13 protein-coding genes are annotated in these 15,160 nt (G+C 57.3%); 4 read left to right on the forward strand and 9 right to left on the reverse strand.

What is annotated here, in order from left to right:
• Position 1 precedes the first annotated feature (1 nt).
• Together AC0TNG_RS19060 and AC0TNG_RS19065 are read left to right on the forward strand one after the other, a co-directional pair.
• A complete protein-coding gene (locus AC0TNG_RS19060; protein ID WP_473712647.1) occupies positions 2-2,983 on the forward strand; it encodes a virulence factor SrfB in 2,982 nt (993 codons plus the stop codon).
• Complete coding sequence (locus tag AC0TNG_RS19065; RefSeq protein ID WP_473712648.1) at positions 2,980-5,157, forward strand: virulence factor SrfC family protein; 2,178 nt, start codon at positions 2,980-2,982, stop codon at positions 5,155-5,157. Before AC0TNG_RS19060 ends, AC0TNG_RS19065 begins: the two co-directional genes overlap by 4 nt.
• Positions 5,158-5,228: 71 nt before the next feature.
• Here AC0TNG_RS19065 and AC0TNG_RS19070 read toward each other — a convergent pair whose 3' ends face one another.
• The 9 genes from AC0TNG_RS19070 to ymcF form a co-directional block, all read right to left on the reverse strand.
• Positions 5,229-5,984 carry an alpha/beta fold hydrolase gene (locus AC0TNG_RS19070; protein ID WP_473712649.1) on the reverse strand — a complete coding sequence of 252 codons (756 nt, stop codon included), beginning with the start codon at positions 5,982-5,984 and terminating at the stop codon, positions 5,229-5,231.
• Between the two features lie 86 nt (positions 5,985-6,070).
• On the reverse strand, positions 6,071-6,244 hold the full coding sequence (locus AC0TNG_RS19075) for a GhoT/OrtT family toxin (protein WP_013096478.1): 174 nt from the start codon (positions 6,242-6,244) through the stop codon (positions 6,071-6,073).
• 183 nt (positions 6,245-6,427) lie between these two features.
• On the reverse strand, positions 6,428-7,852 hold the full coding sequence (patD, locus tag AC0TNG_RS19080; protein ID WP_048991980.1) for an aminobutyraldehyde dehydrogenase: 1,425 nt from the start codon (positions 7,850-7,852) through the stop codon (positions 6,428-6,430).
• A 24-nt stretch (positions 7,853-7,876) separates the two neighbouring features.
• On the reverse strand, positions 7,877-8,683 hold the full coding sequence (locus AC0TNG_RS19085) for an ABC transporter permease (RefSeq protein ID WP_024907243.1): 807 nt from the start codon (positions 8,681-8,683) through the stop codon (positions 7,877-7,879).
• Positions 8,673-9,611, reverse strand: a complete 939-nt coding sequence (locus AC0TNG_RS19090) for an ABC transporter permease (protein WP_407820461.1) — start codon at positions 9,609-9,611, stop codon at positions 8,673-8,675. Before AC0TNG_RS19090 ends, AC0TNG_RS19085 begins: the two co-directional genes overlap by 11 nt.
• Positions 9,612-9,618: 7 nt before the next feature.
• Positions 9,619-10,632, reverse strand: coding sequence for an ABC transporter ATP-binding protein (locus tag AC0TNG_RS19095; protein WP_473712650.1), 1,014 nt, complete (start codon positions 10,630-10,632; stop codon positions 9,619-9,621).
• A gap of 17 nt (positions 10,633-10,649) precedes the next feature.
• The gene (gene ydcS, locus AC0TNG_RS19100; protein WP_024907240.1) at positions 10,650-11,795 is read right to left on the reverse strand and encodes a putative ABC transporter substrate-binding protein YdcS; all 1,146 of its coding nucleotides are present in this window, start codon (positions 11,793-11,795) and stop codon (positions 10,650-10,652) included.
• Between the two features lie 271 nt (positions 11,796-12,066).
• Positions 12,067-13,476: an aminotransferase-like domain-containing protein gene (locus AC0TNG_RS19105; RefSeq protein WP_024907239.1), complete on the reverse strand. Its 1,410-nt coding sequence runs from the start codon at positions 13,474-13,476 to the stop codon at positions 12,067-12,069.
• A gap of 99 nt (positions 13,477-13,575) precedes the next feature.
• Complete coding sequence (gene ymcF / locus AC0TNG_RS19110; protein WP_473712651.1) at positions 13,576-13,746, reverse strand: cold shock small protein YmcF; 171 nt, start codon at positions 13,744-13,746, stop codon at positions 13,576-13,578.
• 459 nt (positions 13,747-14,205) lie between these two features.
• On the opposite strand from ymcF, the gene AC0TNG_RS19115 reads away from it, so the two are divergent.
• Positions 14,206-14,577, forward strand: coding sequence for a hypothetical protein (locus tag AC0TNG_RS19115; protein ID WP_024907237.1), 372 nt, complete (start codon positions 14,206-14,208; stop codon positions 14,575-14,577).
• The gene (locus AC0TNG_RS19120; protein WP_024907236.1) at positions 14,574-15,068 is read left to right on the forward strand and encodes a DUF3828 domain-containing protein; all 495 of its coding nucleotides are present in this window, start codon (positions 14,574-14,576) and stop codon (positions 15,066-15,068) included. Before AC0TNG_RS19115 ends, AC0TNG_RS19120 begins: the two co-directional genes overlap by 4 nt.
• The last annotated feature ends 92 nt before the right edge of the window (positions 15,069-15,160 follow it).

A 15,160-nucleotide genomic window follows, 5' to 3' on the forward strand; every position in this document is an offset into this window, starting at 1 on the left:
TATGCTGGTTAATCTTTGCGACTATAAACAAAGCGTCACGCTTATTGCCAACAGCGGCGTGCAGTTCCTTGATTTCGGTCTGACGCCGCAGGACACCGCCAGCAACGGGCGCTTCGTACGTAAAACCGCGAACGGCCCGCTGTTGCGCCTCGATTTCGACCTGGTCAACGGTCGCTATACCCTGCCGGGAATGAACGGCGGGCAGCCTGAAGTGGTCAAACCGGAAACCACCATCCCGCTGCATCAGTCTCTGACGGTGCTGGACGGCGTCTGGCTTCCGGTTCCGTTCCTGCGCTTTAACCCACCGCGAACCTTTGTTGAGGGGCCGGATAACTGGGCACGCGTTCAGGTGCGTAGGCTTGATACGCCCGATACGGCAGGCAATACGCACCGCGTCACGCTCGCCCTTGACAGCCAGATTGCTGAACACGCCACGTCCGCCCTGTCCCCGGTTGAAAACGATATTCTCAACGGGACCCGTTTCGCGCTGGCCTGGCGCGATAACGAGGTAGAAAGTTTCCTCGATCAGACCTGGATTGACGGCTGGCTGCGCGAGGCCTTTACCCAGTATGCCGACGGCGTTGAAAACCGCTCAGAACGCGATCTCCAGCAGGCGATGCGCGGATTTGAGTATCAGGCCCACTGGCTCAACGTGCTGACCATGCTCGGTGAACAGCTCACCGTACCGGAAGTGAAATTTGTTACCCATACGCTCAGCACGCCAGCCATTCCGGTTGACCTGATCCTCGACGTGGGTAATACCCACACCTGCGGCGTCATTATTGAAGACCACGGCGATGCGAACGATGGGCTGCGCCAGACCGCCGAGCTGCAGGTTCGCTCGCTCAGCGAGCCGCAATTCCTGAACGAGCCGCTGTTCACCAGCCGTCTCGAGTTTTCGGAAGCGCGTTTTGGCAAGCAGCACTTCTCGGTTGAAAGCGGTCGCGAAGATGCCTTTGTCTGGCCGTCGATTGTGCGCGTCGGTGATGAAGCCCGCAAACTGGCGATGCAGCGTCTGGGAACCGAAGGCAACAGCGGTATCTCCAGCCCGCGTCGCTACCTGTGGGATGAAACGCCGGTCGTGCAGGACTGGCGCTTTAGCCAGATGAACAGCAAAACCCAGCGTGAACCGCTTGCCACCGCATTCCCGCTGATGAACCTGATGAACGATGACGGCGAGCCGCTCTTCACGCTGCCGCAGGACGAGCGCCTGCCGGTCTTCTCGCCGCAGTACAGCCGCAGCACCCTGATGACGCACATGCTGTGCGAGCTGCTGGCGCAGGCGCTGGGACAGATCAACAGCGTCGCCACACGCTTGCGTCTGGGCTTCCCGGCGTCGCCGCGCCAGCTGCGCACCCTGATCCTGACTCTGCCCTCGGCCATGCCAAAGCAGGAGCGCGAGATTTTCCGTCGCCGCATGTTTGAAGCCATCGCCATCGTCTGGAAAGCGATGGGCTGGCACCCGCAGGATGAGGATTTTGTCACCCGCAAACAGCAGGAAAAAAGCGTGGTGCCGGTACCTGAAATCCAGATGGAGTGGGATGAAGCCAGCTGCGGTCAGCTGGTCTGGCTGTATAACGAAGCCATCTCCCGCTTTGGCGGTCAGACCGAAGCCTTCTTCGCCTCCCTGGCCCGCCCGGACCGTGAGCCTGAGCCGGGTAGCCAGCCGGGACGCGCGCTGCGCGTCGCGTCCATCGACATTGGCGGCGGGACAACGGATATGGCGATCACCCATTACCAACTGGACGACGGTTCCGGCAATAACGTCAAAATCACCCCGCAGCTGCTGTTCCGTGAAGGCTTTAAGGTCGCGGGTGACGATACGCTTCTGGACGTGATTCAGCGCTACGTGTTGCCCGCTCTGCAAACGCAGCTGCAGAAATCCGGTATCGCGGATGCCTCGCTGCTGATGGCCTCGCTGTTCGGTGACTCCGGGCGCATTGATACCCAGGCCGTGCTGCGTCAGCAAACGGCGCTGCAGCTCTTTATGCCAATTGGCCATGCCATTCTTGCCGGATGGGAATCCAGCGACGTTGACGATCCGCTGGCCGGTCTGCATGCCACCTTTGGCGATCTGCTGCCTCAGAAGCCGACCCGCAACGTGATGAATTACCTGCAGCAGGCGATCGATCATGCCCTGCCTGCGGGTTCAGACGCTTTCGATCTGTTCGCGGTGCCGCTGCATGTGAACTTCCGCGAAATGCAGGATGCGATGCTGGCTGGGCAGTTTACGCTGGCCTCCCCGCTCCACGCGGTGTGTGAGGCGATTTCCCATTACAGCTGCGATATTCTGCTGATCACCGGACGCCCCGGCTGCCTGCCTGGGGTTCAGGCGCTCATTCGCCACCTGCAGCCGGTGCCGGTCAATCGCATCGTCTGGCTGGATAAATACCAGGTGCACGAGTGGTATCCGTTCAGCCAGCAGGGGCGCATTGGCAACCCTAAATCGACAGCCGCGGTGGGCGCCATGCTCTGCAGCCTGGCGCTCGATCTGCGTCTGCCGCGCTTCAACTTTAAAGCCGCGGACATTGGCGCGTATTCCACCGTGCGCTATCTCGGCGTGCTGGATAACACCGTCAATACCCTGCGCGAGGAAAACGTCTGGTATCAGGATATCGATCTCGATAAGCCCGGCGCTAAGCTTGACGCGCGTCTGCACTTCCCGCTGCGCGGTAACGTCACCCTCGGCTTCCGCCAACTGGCGAACGCGCGCTGGCCTGCCACGCCGCTCTACACGCTCAGCATTAACTCGGCTGAACTGGCCAAAGCCATTGCCGGTGACGGCGTGCTGAACGTGCGGCTGAAACTCTGCGGCGGCAGCAAGCAGGAAGGCCCGGAGGCCTTCGAGCTGAGCGATGCCTGGCTGCAGGACGGCACGCCGGTTGCGCCTGACGCACTAACCTTCAAACTGAATACTTTGGCCGACCGCCGACACAGCGGCAGCCACTACTGGATCGACAGCGGGAGCGTATACCTGAAATGACAGCGACCACGACCACCACTCAGGCCTTAATCGGGTGGATTAATGAGACGCGCCTGAACGCCCCAGTGCTGGATAACGATGCTGACGCCCTGCTTGCTCGCATCAACGCGGTGCAGGCGCGGGAGCAGGCCATTGAACGCGCCATGACTCGCCAGAGCAGCATTGGGCTTTACGGTCATTCGCAGAGCGCGAAAGCGCACCTGCTGCTGTCTCTGTGCGGCAGCGGCAATGGACGCCTTAACGTAACGCCAGGCCAGCGCACCTTTGACTATTTTTCGCATATCAATCCGGGACATGCCCTGACCAACATGGCCGTCCGCTTCACCCGGGAAACCCCGGAGGTGGCTGATGAGGCGTTCCCGCTGCGTCTGCGTCTGGTCACCGAGGCCGAGCTGGTACAGCTGTTTATTGCCCGCACGACCCTGCACCCGCAGATGCGCGCGGTGGGTAAGGCGGTCATTGAGACACGTCTGGAGAAATGGCGCGGGCTGCGCCAGCCGCAGGGCGTGCCCGGTATCACTGCTCAGGAGGTGGGAGCGATTGCCCGCTTCTGGCAAAGCACCGTACCCGCAGCGAAACAGCAAATTGATGATGCCCTCTGGTATGAGTTTGCCCAGCTGGTGCCATCGCTCGATCTCAGCACGAGGGCCAGCGTCTGGTCCCTGCTGTGGGGCGAGCAGCAGGAGTTGACCCAGCAGTGGTTAAAACTGGCCCACGTGCTGCACCAGACCAGCCATGTCAGCGATCTTGCTGCCCCGCTTAGCCTGCTGGTGGACAGCTTTGGGCTGCCGGGTGAAGGATTCCTGACGCACGACGGCACGTTAGACCTTCAGGACGCGCAGGAGACGCTGCTTCATCCGCTGAATGGCGGTGAAATGCTTAACGCCATCAGTATCCCCGTCGATGTGCTGGCCTTCCTGACCCGCGAGCTGGTGTTGCCGGTTGAGAACGGCGCGCTGGACAACGTCGATATTATTGATATTCCGGTTTTTGAAGATAACCGTGCCGACCCGCTACGCCAGGCGAAATCCCAGTGGCTGCTCGAGCATTACCGTCAACAGCTTCAACCTGATGTGCTGGTGATTTGTAACGCGACGGCGCAGCACGAACAGACGGCCAAAAAAGCAAAAGTGTTGATGAACTGGGTGAAGGAGACGCAGCCTGCTGAAGAGTCTGCCCTTCCAGGTCTGGTGTGGGCGATCACCCCGCATGACGCCCGCTTTACTACCCGGCAGAACCTCGACGAAGCCGTACAGCATTTGCTCGGTAAGCCGGGCTTACGCTGGGGCACGCTGCAGGCCCTGGACAGCCACAGCATGCAGCGCGTCATCGAGTGGCTGTCTCAGGCCACGCTGCCCGCGCAGCGACAGAAGCGTCTCAGCACGCTGAAAGGCCTGCTGCGACAGGAGCTCTCATCGCTGATGCAAAGCTATCTGACGCCGCTGGTTGAGGAGCCAGGGACAAGACGTGCTCAGGCCGAAAACATGGTGCGCACGCTGCAAAGCAGCGCCGCCCGCCACGGCGAACTGCTTGAAGGCCTGCTGCCGCCGCTGAAGGCCTTTGAAACGCTGCTCGCCGTTCAGCAACCTCGCGAGGAGCAGGTGAACGGGCTGTTTACGGACACCATTGACCTGTTTGCCGAGAATGCACAGGAAAGCAACGGCCTGTTCCAGACAAAAGACAAAGCGCGACTGGCGCACAGAGTCTGGATAAATCATCTGCGCCAGTGGAGCCGCAATGAGGCAGCGGCCGTCCGCCTTGGGCTGGAACCTGCGGTGTTACAGCAAATCGCGGATGTGCTGGTGACCACCAGCTACCGGCTTGATCTGCCTCAACAGCTTCAGCGTATCGTCGAAGCGGATAAAAGTAGCGCTGCGCAACTGCATGCCGTGATGGGCAATTTCATTGGCTGGCTGGGTTACGACCAGACGCCCGTGGCGGTACGTCCGGCAAGCCGCATCCGCAAGGGCCAGGCCATCTTCGTCACGCCAGTGGTCAGTAGCGCCGTGCCTCGTCTGACGCGCCTGGGAGAACAGCCTGTGCATGCGGCCACCGCGTACGTTTACGACTGGCTGGTCGCCCTCTATAGCCGCGCGATAGAGAACATTGATTACCAGCATCCGCATGATGTTCAGCCTGACGCACGTCAGGCACTACAGGCTTTAATAAAGTAGCCGCCCTTCTTGCCGGGTGGCGCTGCGCTTACCCGGCCTACATTTTGCAACGATAATAAATTGCACAACGATCACACCGTCATACACTCAGCTAACGTCTGTGCCAGCGCAGACGGGTTTTCCCACGACATTGAATGCCCCGCCGCAGGGATAATTTTTACCTCAACACCCTTCTGCTCTAGATTTTCCACATCGTCATCCGGCAGAGAGAGCTCGCCGAAAATCAGCGTCACAGGGCAAGGAAGTGACAGGAACTGCGCTTCCCATTCCGGTTCAACGCCCGCCACCAGACTGGATGCACCGCGCCAGACGGCATAAGCGGCATTGCTCTGCAGGCACCCTGCCCACGCCGTTTTTTCTGCGCTGAGCATTGCGTCATAACCTTGCTCCAGAAACTGTTGCTCGGTTTGCGCCGCTATAGACCGGCTGAACATGCCCCCACCCGCGTGAAAATTGGGCTCTGACACCATCAGTCCCTTCACGCGCGTTGCCAGCAGCCCCGCCGTTTCGATAGCAATACTGCCGCCCATGCTGTGGCCGTATAACCAGAAGGCATCCAGCTCAAGATGGTCAATCAGCTCCGCGACGACGTGGGCCTGGTCAGTGGTTTTATAGCTGTAGTGCAGAGGCTTATCGCTGTAGCCGCTGCCGGGCAAGTCGATGAGAATCGCTCTGCGCGCGCCAAACAGCGGGTCACGAACGACGCGGGGATATTCATAGGAAGAGGCGCAGCCCAGCCCGTGAATGAACACCACGGGATCGCCGGTACCGGGCAAGTCGTGCCAGCGCACGGTGCAACCGGCCTGCTGCGAGTAAAAACTGTTCATAAGCACTCCTTTTATGATGCACTGTGTATTTATACAGTTATCACGTCAGGAATGCTATGTTCATCTTTTAAAACTGGAAGCGTGCTTCAGAAAAGCGATACCAGCAGCGCAACGGGAAAGCTCATTGGCCAGGTTGACCCCACCAGGAAAGCGCTGAGCAGGCGGATACGTTTGCGGTCTTTGGAGAGGAACCAGGTAATTAATGCGCAGATGGAAGCCATGATTGCGTAAAAAACCAACATCTTTTGATACAACGTCATTCTGTATACCAGAGCCGAAAAAATAACCGCACGCAATATGCGTCATATGTTGACACAGATCAAGTTTTTTCGTTACAGAATAACCACTTAAAAACTATGGCTAATAACAATTGAGTATCTTACGTAACACGGGTGGCGGGCAAGGAGAGCGCCTGGCCGCAAATACGACCAGGCATGACGGGCTCAGTGTTTAATCATAACATGCCGCACGACCGTATAATCCTCAAGCCCGTAGACCGACATATCTTTGCCGTAGCCGGATAATTTCATGCCGCCGTGCGGCATTTCGCTCACCAGCATAAAATGGGTATTCACCCAGGTGCAGCCGTACTGCAGGCGCGCGCTCAGGCGATGGGCGCGCCCCACGTCTTTAGTCCAGACCGATGACGCCAGGCCGTATTGCGAATCGTTCGCCCAGGCCAGCACCTGCGCCTCATCGTCAAACTCGGTGACGCTCACCACCGGGCCAAACACCTCGCGCTGAACGATGGCATCGTCCTGTTTTGCCCCCGCCAGCAGGGTTGGCTGGAAGTAGTAGCCTGCCCCCTCTTTTTTGCTCCCGCCGGTGACAACGCGGATATGGCCGAGCGCTTTCGCGTCATCGACGGCCTGACAGACGCGAGAAAGATGGGCGGCCGAGCTGAGCGGTCCCAGTTCGGTAGAGGAATCCTCCGGTGCCCCCATTTTAAGGCTGGCGACCGCTGCGCCCAGCTTTTCCACCAGCGCGGCATAAATGCCTTTCTGGGCATAAATACGACAGGCCGCCGTACAGTCCTGTCCGGCATTGTAGAAACCAAACGTCCGCACCCCTTCGACAACCGCATCCAGGTCGGCATCATCAAAGACAATAACCGGCGCTTTACCGCCCAGCTCCATGTGGGTGCGTTTAATGGAGGACGCCGTATGGCCGATGATATGTTCCCCGGTCGCAATCGAACCGGTCAGCGAAACCATGCGGACTTTTTCATGCCCGGTCAGCGGATCGCCGACCGTTTTCCCCCGCCCAAACAGCACGTTCAGAACGCCTGCCGGGAAGATATCTTTTGCCAGTTCTCCCAGCTTCAGAGCGGTCAGCGGGGTGATCTCTGAGGGCTTAATCACCACGCAGTTTCCTGCCGCCAGCGCGGGCGCGAGCTTCCACGCCGCCATCATCAGCGGATAGTTCCATGGTGCAATAGAGGCAACCACGCCCACCGGGTCACGGCGAATCATCGAGGTGTGTCCTTCAAGGTATTCCCCCGCTGCCAGGCCGTTCAGGCAGCGGGCCGCCCCGGCAAAGAAGCGGAAAACGTCCACCACCGCCGGAATTTCATCACCCAGAGCGCAGTGCAGCGGCTTGCCGCAGTTAAGGGATTCCAGCTTCGCGAAAGTGTCGGCATGTTCTTCGATGGCGTCGGCCAGTTTCAGTAAGCACTCTGCACGGGCTTTCGGGGTGGTTTGCCCCCACTCGATAAAGGCACGATCGGCAGCCCGAACGGCAGCATCGACCTGCGCGGCAGAGGCTTCAGCGATGTCCAGCAGCACCTCTCCGGTGGCGGGATTGTAAACCGGCTGCTTTTCCCCTTCGCCAGTAATCAGTTCACCATTAATCAGCAGTTGGTTTTGCATAGCGTTGTCCTGTTTAAATCGAAGTTATTTCCCGCCACCAGCGATGTTCTCGCCGTCGCGGGTGAGCCACCAGGCTCCCAGAATGGGGAGAGTTGTCACCAGCATCACCAGCAGAGCAACGACGTTGGTAACCGGCACGTCGCGCGGACGCCCGAGCTGGTTGAGCAACCACAGCGGTAACGTGCGCTCGTGTCCCGCGGTAAATGTCGTGACGATGATCTCGTCAAACGACAGGGCAAACGCCAGCATTCCCCCGGCCAGCAGCGCGGAACCCAGATTGGGCAGCACCACATAGCGGAAGGTTTGCCATCCGTCGGCCCCGAGATCCATCGACGCTTCCACCAGGCTCCAGGAGGTGCGTCTGAATCGGGCAATCACGTTGTTAAACACCACTACCACGCAAAAGGTGGCGTGTCCGACCACGATGGTGAAAAACCCCGGCTCAAGGTTGATCGTTTTGAAGGCCGTCAGCAGCGCCAGACCGGTGATGATCCCCGGTAATGCAATCGGCAACAGCAGCAACAGCGAAATCGCATTCTTGCCAAAAAACTCGCTTCGCCACAGCGCCGCTGCAGCAAGCGTGCCAAGCACAAGGGCAATTGCGGTAGATAGCGCCGCAATTTGAAGTGACAACGTCACGGATTCAATAATATCGCCGCGCCCCGCCGCCACGCTAAACCACTTCAGCGTCAGCCCCTGCGGCGGAAAGCTGAAGGCAGCGTCTTCGGTGTTGAAGGCGTAGGTCGCGATAATCAGCAGCGGGAAGTGCAGGAAGATGACGCCTCCCCACGCTGCCACTTTCAGGAACAGCGGTGCGCGTTCAGAGTGCATCGAATGCTCCCAGACGTTTCACGAACGCCAGATAAAGAGAAATCAGCACGATGGGCACCAGCGTGAACGCGGCGGCCATGGGCATGTTGCCAATGGCACCCTGCTGCGAGTAGACCATGTTACCGATGAAGTAGCCCGGCGGCCCCACCAGCTGCGGAACGATGAAATCTCCCAGCGTCAGAGAAAAGGTGAAGATTGAGCCCGCCGCAATGCCCGGAATGGCCAGCGGCAGAACGACATAGCGAAAAGTCTGGCGAGGACGCGCGCCAAGGTCGGCTGAGGCCTGCAGCAGCGAGGCCGGCAGGCGTTCCAGCGCCGCCTGGACCGGCAGGATCATAAACGGCAGCCAGATATAGACGAAGACCAGAAACCGTCCCAGCCCGGAGGTGGACAAGGTGTTGCCGCCAATTGACGGGAGCGTAAGGAGTGAGGTCAGGATCGGCTCCAGCCCCATATGACTAAGAAACCACTGCGCTACCCCGTCCTTCGCCAGCAGCAGCGTCCAGGCATAGGCTTTGACGATGTAGCTCGCCCACATTGGCAGCATCACGGCGATATAGAAAAACGCTTTCCACTTGCCGCGGGTGTATCGTGCCATGTACCACGCCATCGGGAATGCCAGGATAGCGCTGGCAATGGTCACCGCAATCGCCATCGTTAACGTGCGCAGGATGATGTCGTAGTTTGCCGGGTTGAAGAGCGCCAGAATGTTCGCCAGGGTCAGGTCCGGCGTGACGGCCATGGTGAAATCGTCAAAGGTGTAAAACCCCTGCCACAGCAGCGTCAGCAGCGATCCTAAATAGACGATGCCAAACCACATCAGCGGCGCGAGCAGAAGCAGGAACAGGCCGAGCGACGGCTTGCGCCAGAACAGTGCGGTCATGCGGCTTAAGCGGCCGCGCGAGGCGGGAGGATGCGCGACACTCATATCCATTTCACCTCTCCTCGTGCAGGCGAATCATCGCCTCGCGTGACCATGACGCCATGACCGCCTGCCCCGGCGCAATGCCGCTCAGCGACGAGGTTTCACTGAGATTAGCCTGGCTCACCAGCAGTTTGGCACCATCGGTGAGCTTTAGCTCCAGACGCGTGGCCGCCCCCTGATACTGAACGGCCTGCACGACGCCCTGAACCTGAACGTCTCCGCCCTCATTAAGGCGAATATGTTCCGGGCGCAGGGAATAGCTGCCTTCCATGCCGCATATTTTCTGCGCAAGGCCCGCATCGAAGACGTTAGAGGTGCCGACAAAACCGGCAACAAACGGCGTGCGTGGACGCATGTAGAGATCGCGCGGGGTATCCACCTGCTCGATGCGCCCGTTATTGAACACCGCCACCCGATCTGACATGGAAAGGGCCTCGCCCTGATCGTGGGTGACAAAAATAAAGGTGATACCAAGTTCCTGCTGAAGCTTCTTCAGCTCAAACTGCATCTGTTCCCGCAGCTTGAGATCGAGCGCCCCTAAAGGCTCGTCCAGCAGCAGGACGCGCGGTTCATTCACCAGCGCGCGGGCAATGGCGACACGCTGACGCTGGCCGCCGGAAAGTTGAGAAGGTTTGCGGGCAACGGCAAAGCTGAGGCCCACTTTTTCCAGGGCATTACGGGCCTGGGCATGGCGTTTTTTCTTGTCGACGCCTTTGACCATTAGCCCGTAGGCGACATTGTCGAGGATCGACATATGCGGGAACAGCGCGTAGTCCTGAAACACGGTGTTCACATCCCGCTCCCAGGGAGGCAGGTCGCTCGCCTCTTTGCCGAAGATAGAGATCGTCCCGCCTGACAGCTGTTCAAAACCGGCTATCAGGCGCAGGCAGGTGGTTTTGCCGGAGCCCGAAGGCCCCAGCATGGAGAAAAACTCTCCGTCACGAATCGCAATGGTGACCCCATCCACCGCCCGTACGTCGCCGTACAGGCGGGAAACATTATTAAACTCGACCGCGTACGTCATGTTCTGCTCCCGGGCAATTAACGACCGCCCATGATGGCGATGTAATCCTGCGTCCAGCGGCTGTAAGGGACAAATTTGCCGCCTTCTGCGATGGGGGTTTTCCAGAACATGATTTTGTCGAACTCGTTATAACCGTTTGTTTCGCAGCCTTTATCGCCCAGCAGCGTGCTGGCTTTACACCCTTCCGGAACCACAGGCAAGGAACCAAACCATGCAGCCAGATCGCCCTGCACTTTCGGCGTCAGCGACCAGTTCATCCATTTGTAGGCGCACATCGGGTGTTTAGCCTGCGCGTGGAGCATGGTGGTGTCCGCCCAGCCTGTCACCCCCTCTTTCGGGAAGACGGTGGCAATGGGCTGGTTCTCGGCCTTCAGAGCATTCGCCTGATACGGCCAGGCGCTGGAGGCCACGACGCCTTCATTTTTGAAGTCGCTCATCTGGACGGTGGTGTCGTGCCAGTAGCGGTGGATCAGGGCATGCTGGTCGCGAAGCACCTTAAGCACGGCGGCATACTGTGCTTCGGTGAGCTGGTACGGGTCTTTGATACCCAGCTGCGGCTGCGTGGCTTTGACGAACAGCGCCGCATCGGCGATATAAATCGGGCCGTCATACGCCTGTACGCGTCCCTGATTGGTTTTACCGTCAGGCAGATCCTGTTTAGTAAAGACCACGCTCCAGCTGTCCGGCGGCGTCGGGAAGGTTTTGGTGTTGTACATCAGCAGGTTTGGCCCCCACTGGTACGGCGTGCCGTAGACCTTGCCCCCGACGTTAAACCATTCTCCTTTCACAATCCGTTCGTCGAGGGTTTTCCAGTTGGGGATGAGGTCGGGGTTAATCGGCTGGACGCGTTTGCCCATGATCAGCCGCAGGGAGGCGTCACCCGAGGCGGTGACCAGATCGTATCCCCCTTTCGCCATCAGGCTGACCATTTCATCCGACGTGGCCGCCGTTTTGACGTTGACCGCACACCCGGTCTCTTTTTCAAACTGGGTGACCCAGTCGTAGTTTTTATCCGTCTGTCCCCGCTCGATGTATCCCGGCCAGGCGATAATATCCAGTCGACCTTCCCCGTCGCCAATGGCCTTGGGGGGTTCAGCGGCTTGCGCTGTCATGATAGTCATGCCGAGCGCACACAGGCTGCTGCGGGCAAAATTTTTGCTCATAAGAGTTACTCCTGTCGCAATGAAATTTAGCGGCAGCCGTGCCGTAAAAATATCTCCCTTATTAAACGTAGACCGCGCAAATGCGCCGCACCGTACGGCTTCAGGAAATTTCATCAAGGTGTGACCGAGGGCGCATTCCCCGTTAACTGGATTATAGACAAGGAGTTAGGCGCGAGAGACGGTATGCAGATTTCCTATGACAGGTCACCGCGAAATATTCGCAGTGCCGTCATCAGGATAAGAATTGATTATTTAAATAACGGAGAAAGGATTATTCCAGCATCGTGCTAATTAATTTCCCTAACTGAATGACCGCCTGCTCTTCCCGCTCTCCCCAGGCCCAGGAGGTATTAAAACGAAAGAATGGCGTCCACGCGTCAGAGGTGGAAAACATCTTTCCGGGAGCAATGCTGATGTGGTGCGTTAAGGCCTTTTCGCTCAGCAGCCCCGCATCCAGCTGTGCCGGAAGCTCCAGCCACAAAAAATAGCCGCTGTCGTTATGGTGAATTTTGACGCCGGCAGGCATATGGCGCAGAAGTGACTGCCAGGCCTGCTGCTTTCGCTCGGCCAGCGTACGCCGCAGGCGGCGCAGGTGAGCGTCGTAGCGTTTGGTCGCCAGGTAATCCACCAGCGCCAGCTGCATGGGAGAACTGGTTGAGAGCGTGCTCATCAGCTGCAGCTGCTGAATGCGTCGCGCGTGTTTACCTGCCGCCACCCAGCCGATGCGAAAACCGGCCACCAGACATTTTGAAAAGGACGAGCAGTGCAGCGTCATGTCCTGACGATCCCACGCTTTCGCCGGGAGCGGCTTATCGCGGCCAAAATAGAGCTCGCTGTAGACATCGTCTTCAATCAGCGGGACATTGTGCTGCGTTAACAGGGCCACAAGCTGCGCTTTTTTCTCCGCGCTCAGCGTGAAGCCGAGCGGGTTTTGGCTGTTGGTCATGATCCAGCAAGCTTTAACCGGGTACTCATTCAACGCCTGTTCAAGGGCGTTGAGATCGATCCCCTCGCGGACGTCTGTCGCAATCGACAACGCTTTAAGCTTCAGGCGTTCCAGCGCCTGCAGCGCGCCGTAGAAACAGGGGTTTTCGACAATCACCCAGTCACCCGGCTCGGTCACCGCCTGCAGGCTAAGATTCAGCGCCTCGAGCGCGCCTGCGGTGATCACGATCTCTTCCGGGGAGATGTTCATCCCCTGCTGCGCGTAGCGACGGGCAATGGCGTGGCGAAGATCGACGTTACCCGGCGGCAGGTTCTCAATCACGCTCATCGCCGTCGCGGTTTTACTGACGTTCGCCAGCGAGCGGTTGAGCTGCTGAAGCGGGAAAAGACGGGGATCGGGAAACGCGGAAGCAAAGGGAACAACGGCCGGGTCGCGGCTGGCCTGTAAGACGTCGAAGATGTAGGTATTGATATCCACCGCTTCGTCACGCATCACCTGAGCGGGTGGCGCAGGCTGGTGTGCGGTCGGGCGCGAGGCAACGTAATAGCCCGACTGCGGTCTGGCGACAATGCGCCCCTGACTTTCTAGCATCTGATACGCGTGGCCAACGGTCATAAAACTCATGCCGCTGCTTGCCACCTGCTCTCGCAGGGAAGGCAGCTTATCGCCCGGCAGCCATACGCCAAGCTCAATCTGCGAGATAATTTGTTGCGCCAGACGCTGGTATTTTTTCATCAGATTCTCCTTATGACCTACAGTGTATATCAGCAGGAGAAAAAGAGAAGATTTAGCTAACTGTTATAGTCTGGAAGATGAATTACTTACGGTATTCGGTCAGTGGCTCTGAGCGGAATGCGCGGCGGCCAGGTGGTCGAGCGTGATCATCGGCGATTTGCAAAAAATGCATTTCGCGCCAAACGGGTTTTTCTCAGACACATCAAAGGCTGAGGTACGGTACTGCGAACCATGGCAGCATGGGCAGCGAAAATGGATGTAAGAAGTCATAGGATTCTCCTGAAACGTTAAAACGTAAATTACTAATGGGCCGATTGGGCATAATGGTTTTAAACAAAACGAATCGGAATGTAGATAAAGACCCAAGAGAGGCTGCGGAGAGGCACAACGTGATGAGAACTGCTTTATAAAACTACGTCAGATATTTATTTGGACTCAAAACCAGAAGACCATTAACGCACGGCGCTGACGACAAAGCAAGCGGTTTAATGCGGAAAATTCATAAAAAGAATGTTTTTATTCCCTGATGCTCGTCCAGCTTTTTAAATATTGATGTTTACAATCCTCGACCATACATACATAACCACATGAAATATAAACATAATATATAACATTTTTTGCCTACTCATCTCACCAACCACAGAGTATTAACAACAGGCTAATGAACACTCTGCTACTTGTCTTGCTCAAGCAGGAATTGCGCCCTTACCTTACAGAAAGGAATTATCAATGAGTTGGAATAAAGACGCGGCTGTTTCTTACCTCCGCTCGCATGCGCTTGGACACTCTCATAACGAATGCGCGAAGTTTACACGTCGTGCCATAATCGCTGGCGGCATTACGCTTGAACGCACACATGATGCGAAGGATTATGGACCAAAACTTTTGCGTGCAGGTTTTAGGGAGATTCCTCCCGGTTCGACGTTGCTTAGCGGAGATGTCGCTGTAATTCAGCCCTATCCTGGGGGAAATTCAAGCGGCCATATGACAATGTTCGACGGCACCCGGTGGATCTCAGATTTTACCCAGCTCAGTATGTACCCCGGGCCGGGTTACCGCCGCGCACAACCAACCTATAAGATTTACAGGATGAGTAGATGATGAGGGAGATTATAATTACTTTACCGTTATTATTATCAGCTTGTACGTGCGTACCTCAGCAGAATGCTGCCGAACGAGCGGAAGAATTTTATTCCACATATCTGACGTTTTTTGCGGAAAGTGATGGTGAATACCCTCAGCTTAGAGAGTACGTTGCGGCAGATACACTATCCCGACTTAACGAGATAGAGTCGATTCCTGAACAGGAAATCCTGGGGTCAGATTATTTCGCTTATATTCAGGATTATGATCCCTCCTGGGTGAAGCGGCTTGAGGTTGGTGTGGCGCATCAGTTCATCAATGGCGAAGTTCTTCCTGTCAGGATTGGTATTGAGAACGGCGGGTTTCTTAATCTTGAAGTCTATATGCGTCGTGAAGACGGAAAGTGGAAAATTTACCGCGTGAGTGACGTAACCGATCGCTACGAGCACCCCATATTTAATGCTGGAGCAATTACTCGAGCAAAGTCATTAGCGGAAAGCGGACTTTAAGCACATCTATAAATAATACACTGGCAAACTGTTATAGGTAAATATGCCGGGTCTGTTTCTGCAACCCAGAGCTGGCGCGGCTTAGAATGGCA

It is taken from the genome of Enterobacter sp. PL_is514 (assembly GCF_055816715.1).

Bases quoted from the DNA above. Each gene is read 5' to 3' on its own strand.
- AC0TNG_RS19060 (WP_473712647.1), top strand. From the start codon at position 2: ATGCTGGTTAATCTTTGCGACTATAAACAAAGCGTCACGCTTATTGCC.
- AC0TNG_RS19065 (WP_473712648.1), top strand. From the start codon at position 2,980: ATGACAGCGACCACGACCACCACTCAGGCCTTAATCGGGTGGATTAAT.
- AC0TNG_RS19070 (WP_473712649.1), bottom strand. From the start codon at position 5,984: ATGAACAGTTTTTACTCGCAGCAGGCCGGTTGCACCGTGCGCTGGCAC.
- AC0TNG_RS19075 (WP_013096478.1), bottom strand. From the start codon at position 6,244: ATGACGTTGTATCAAAAGATGTTGGTTTTTTACGCAATCATGGCTTCC.
- patD (WP_048991980.1), bottom strand. From the start codon at position 7,852: ATGCAAAACCAACTGCTGATTAATGGTGAACTGATTACTGGCGAAGGG.
- AC0TNG_RS19085 (WP_024907243.1), bottom strand. From the start codon at position 8,683: ATGCACTCTGAACGCGCACCGCTGTTCCTGAAAGTGGCAGCGTGGGGA.
- AC0TNG_RS19090 (WP_407820461.1), bottom strand. From the start codon at position 9,611: ATGAGTGTCGCGCATCCTCCCGCCTCGCGCGGCCGCTTAAGCCGCATG.
- AC0TNG_RS19095 (WP_473712650.1), bottom strand. From the start codon at position 10,632: ATGACGTACGCGGTCGAGTTTAATAATGTTTCCCGCCTGTACGGCGAC.
- ydcS (WP_024907240.1), bottom strand. From the start codon at position 11,795: ATGAGCAAAAATTTTGCCCGCAGCAGCCTGTGTGCGCTCGGCATGACT.
- AC0TNG_RS19105 (WP_024907239.1), bottom strand. From the start codon at position 13,476: ATGAAAAAATACCAGCGTCTGGCGCAACAAATTATCTCGCAGATTGAG.
- ymcF (WP_473712651.1), bottom strand. From the start codon at position 13,746: ATGACTTCTTACATCCATTTTCGCTGCCCATGCTGCCATGGTTCGCAG.
- AC0TNG_RS19115 (WP_024907237.1), top strand. From the start codon at position 14,206: ATGAGTTGGAATAAAGACGCGGCTGTTTCTTACCTCCGCTCGCATGCG.
- AC0TNG_RS19120 (WP_024907236.1), top strand. From the start codon at position 14,574: ATGATGAGGGAGATTATAATTACTTTACCGTTATTATTATCAGCTTGT.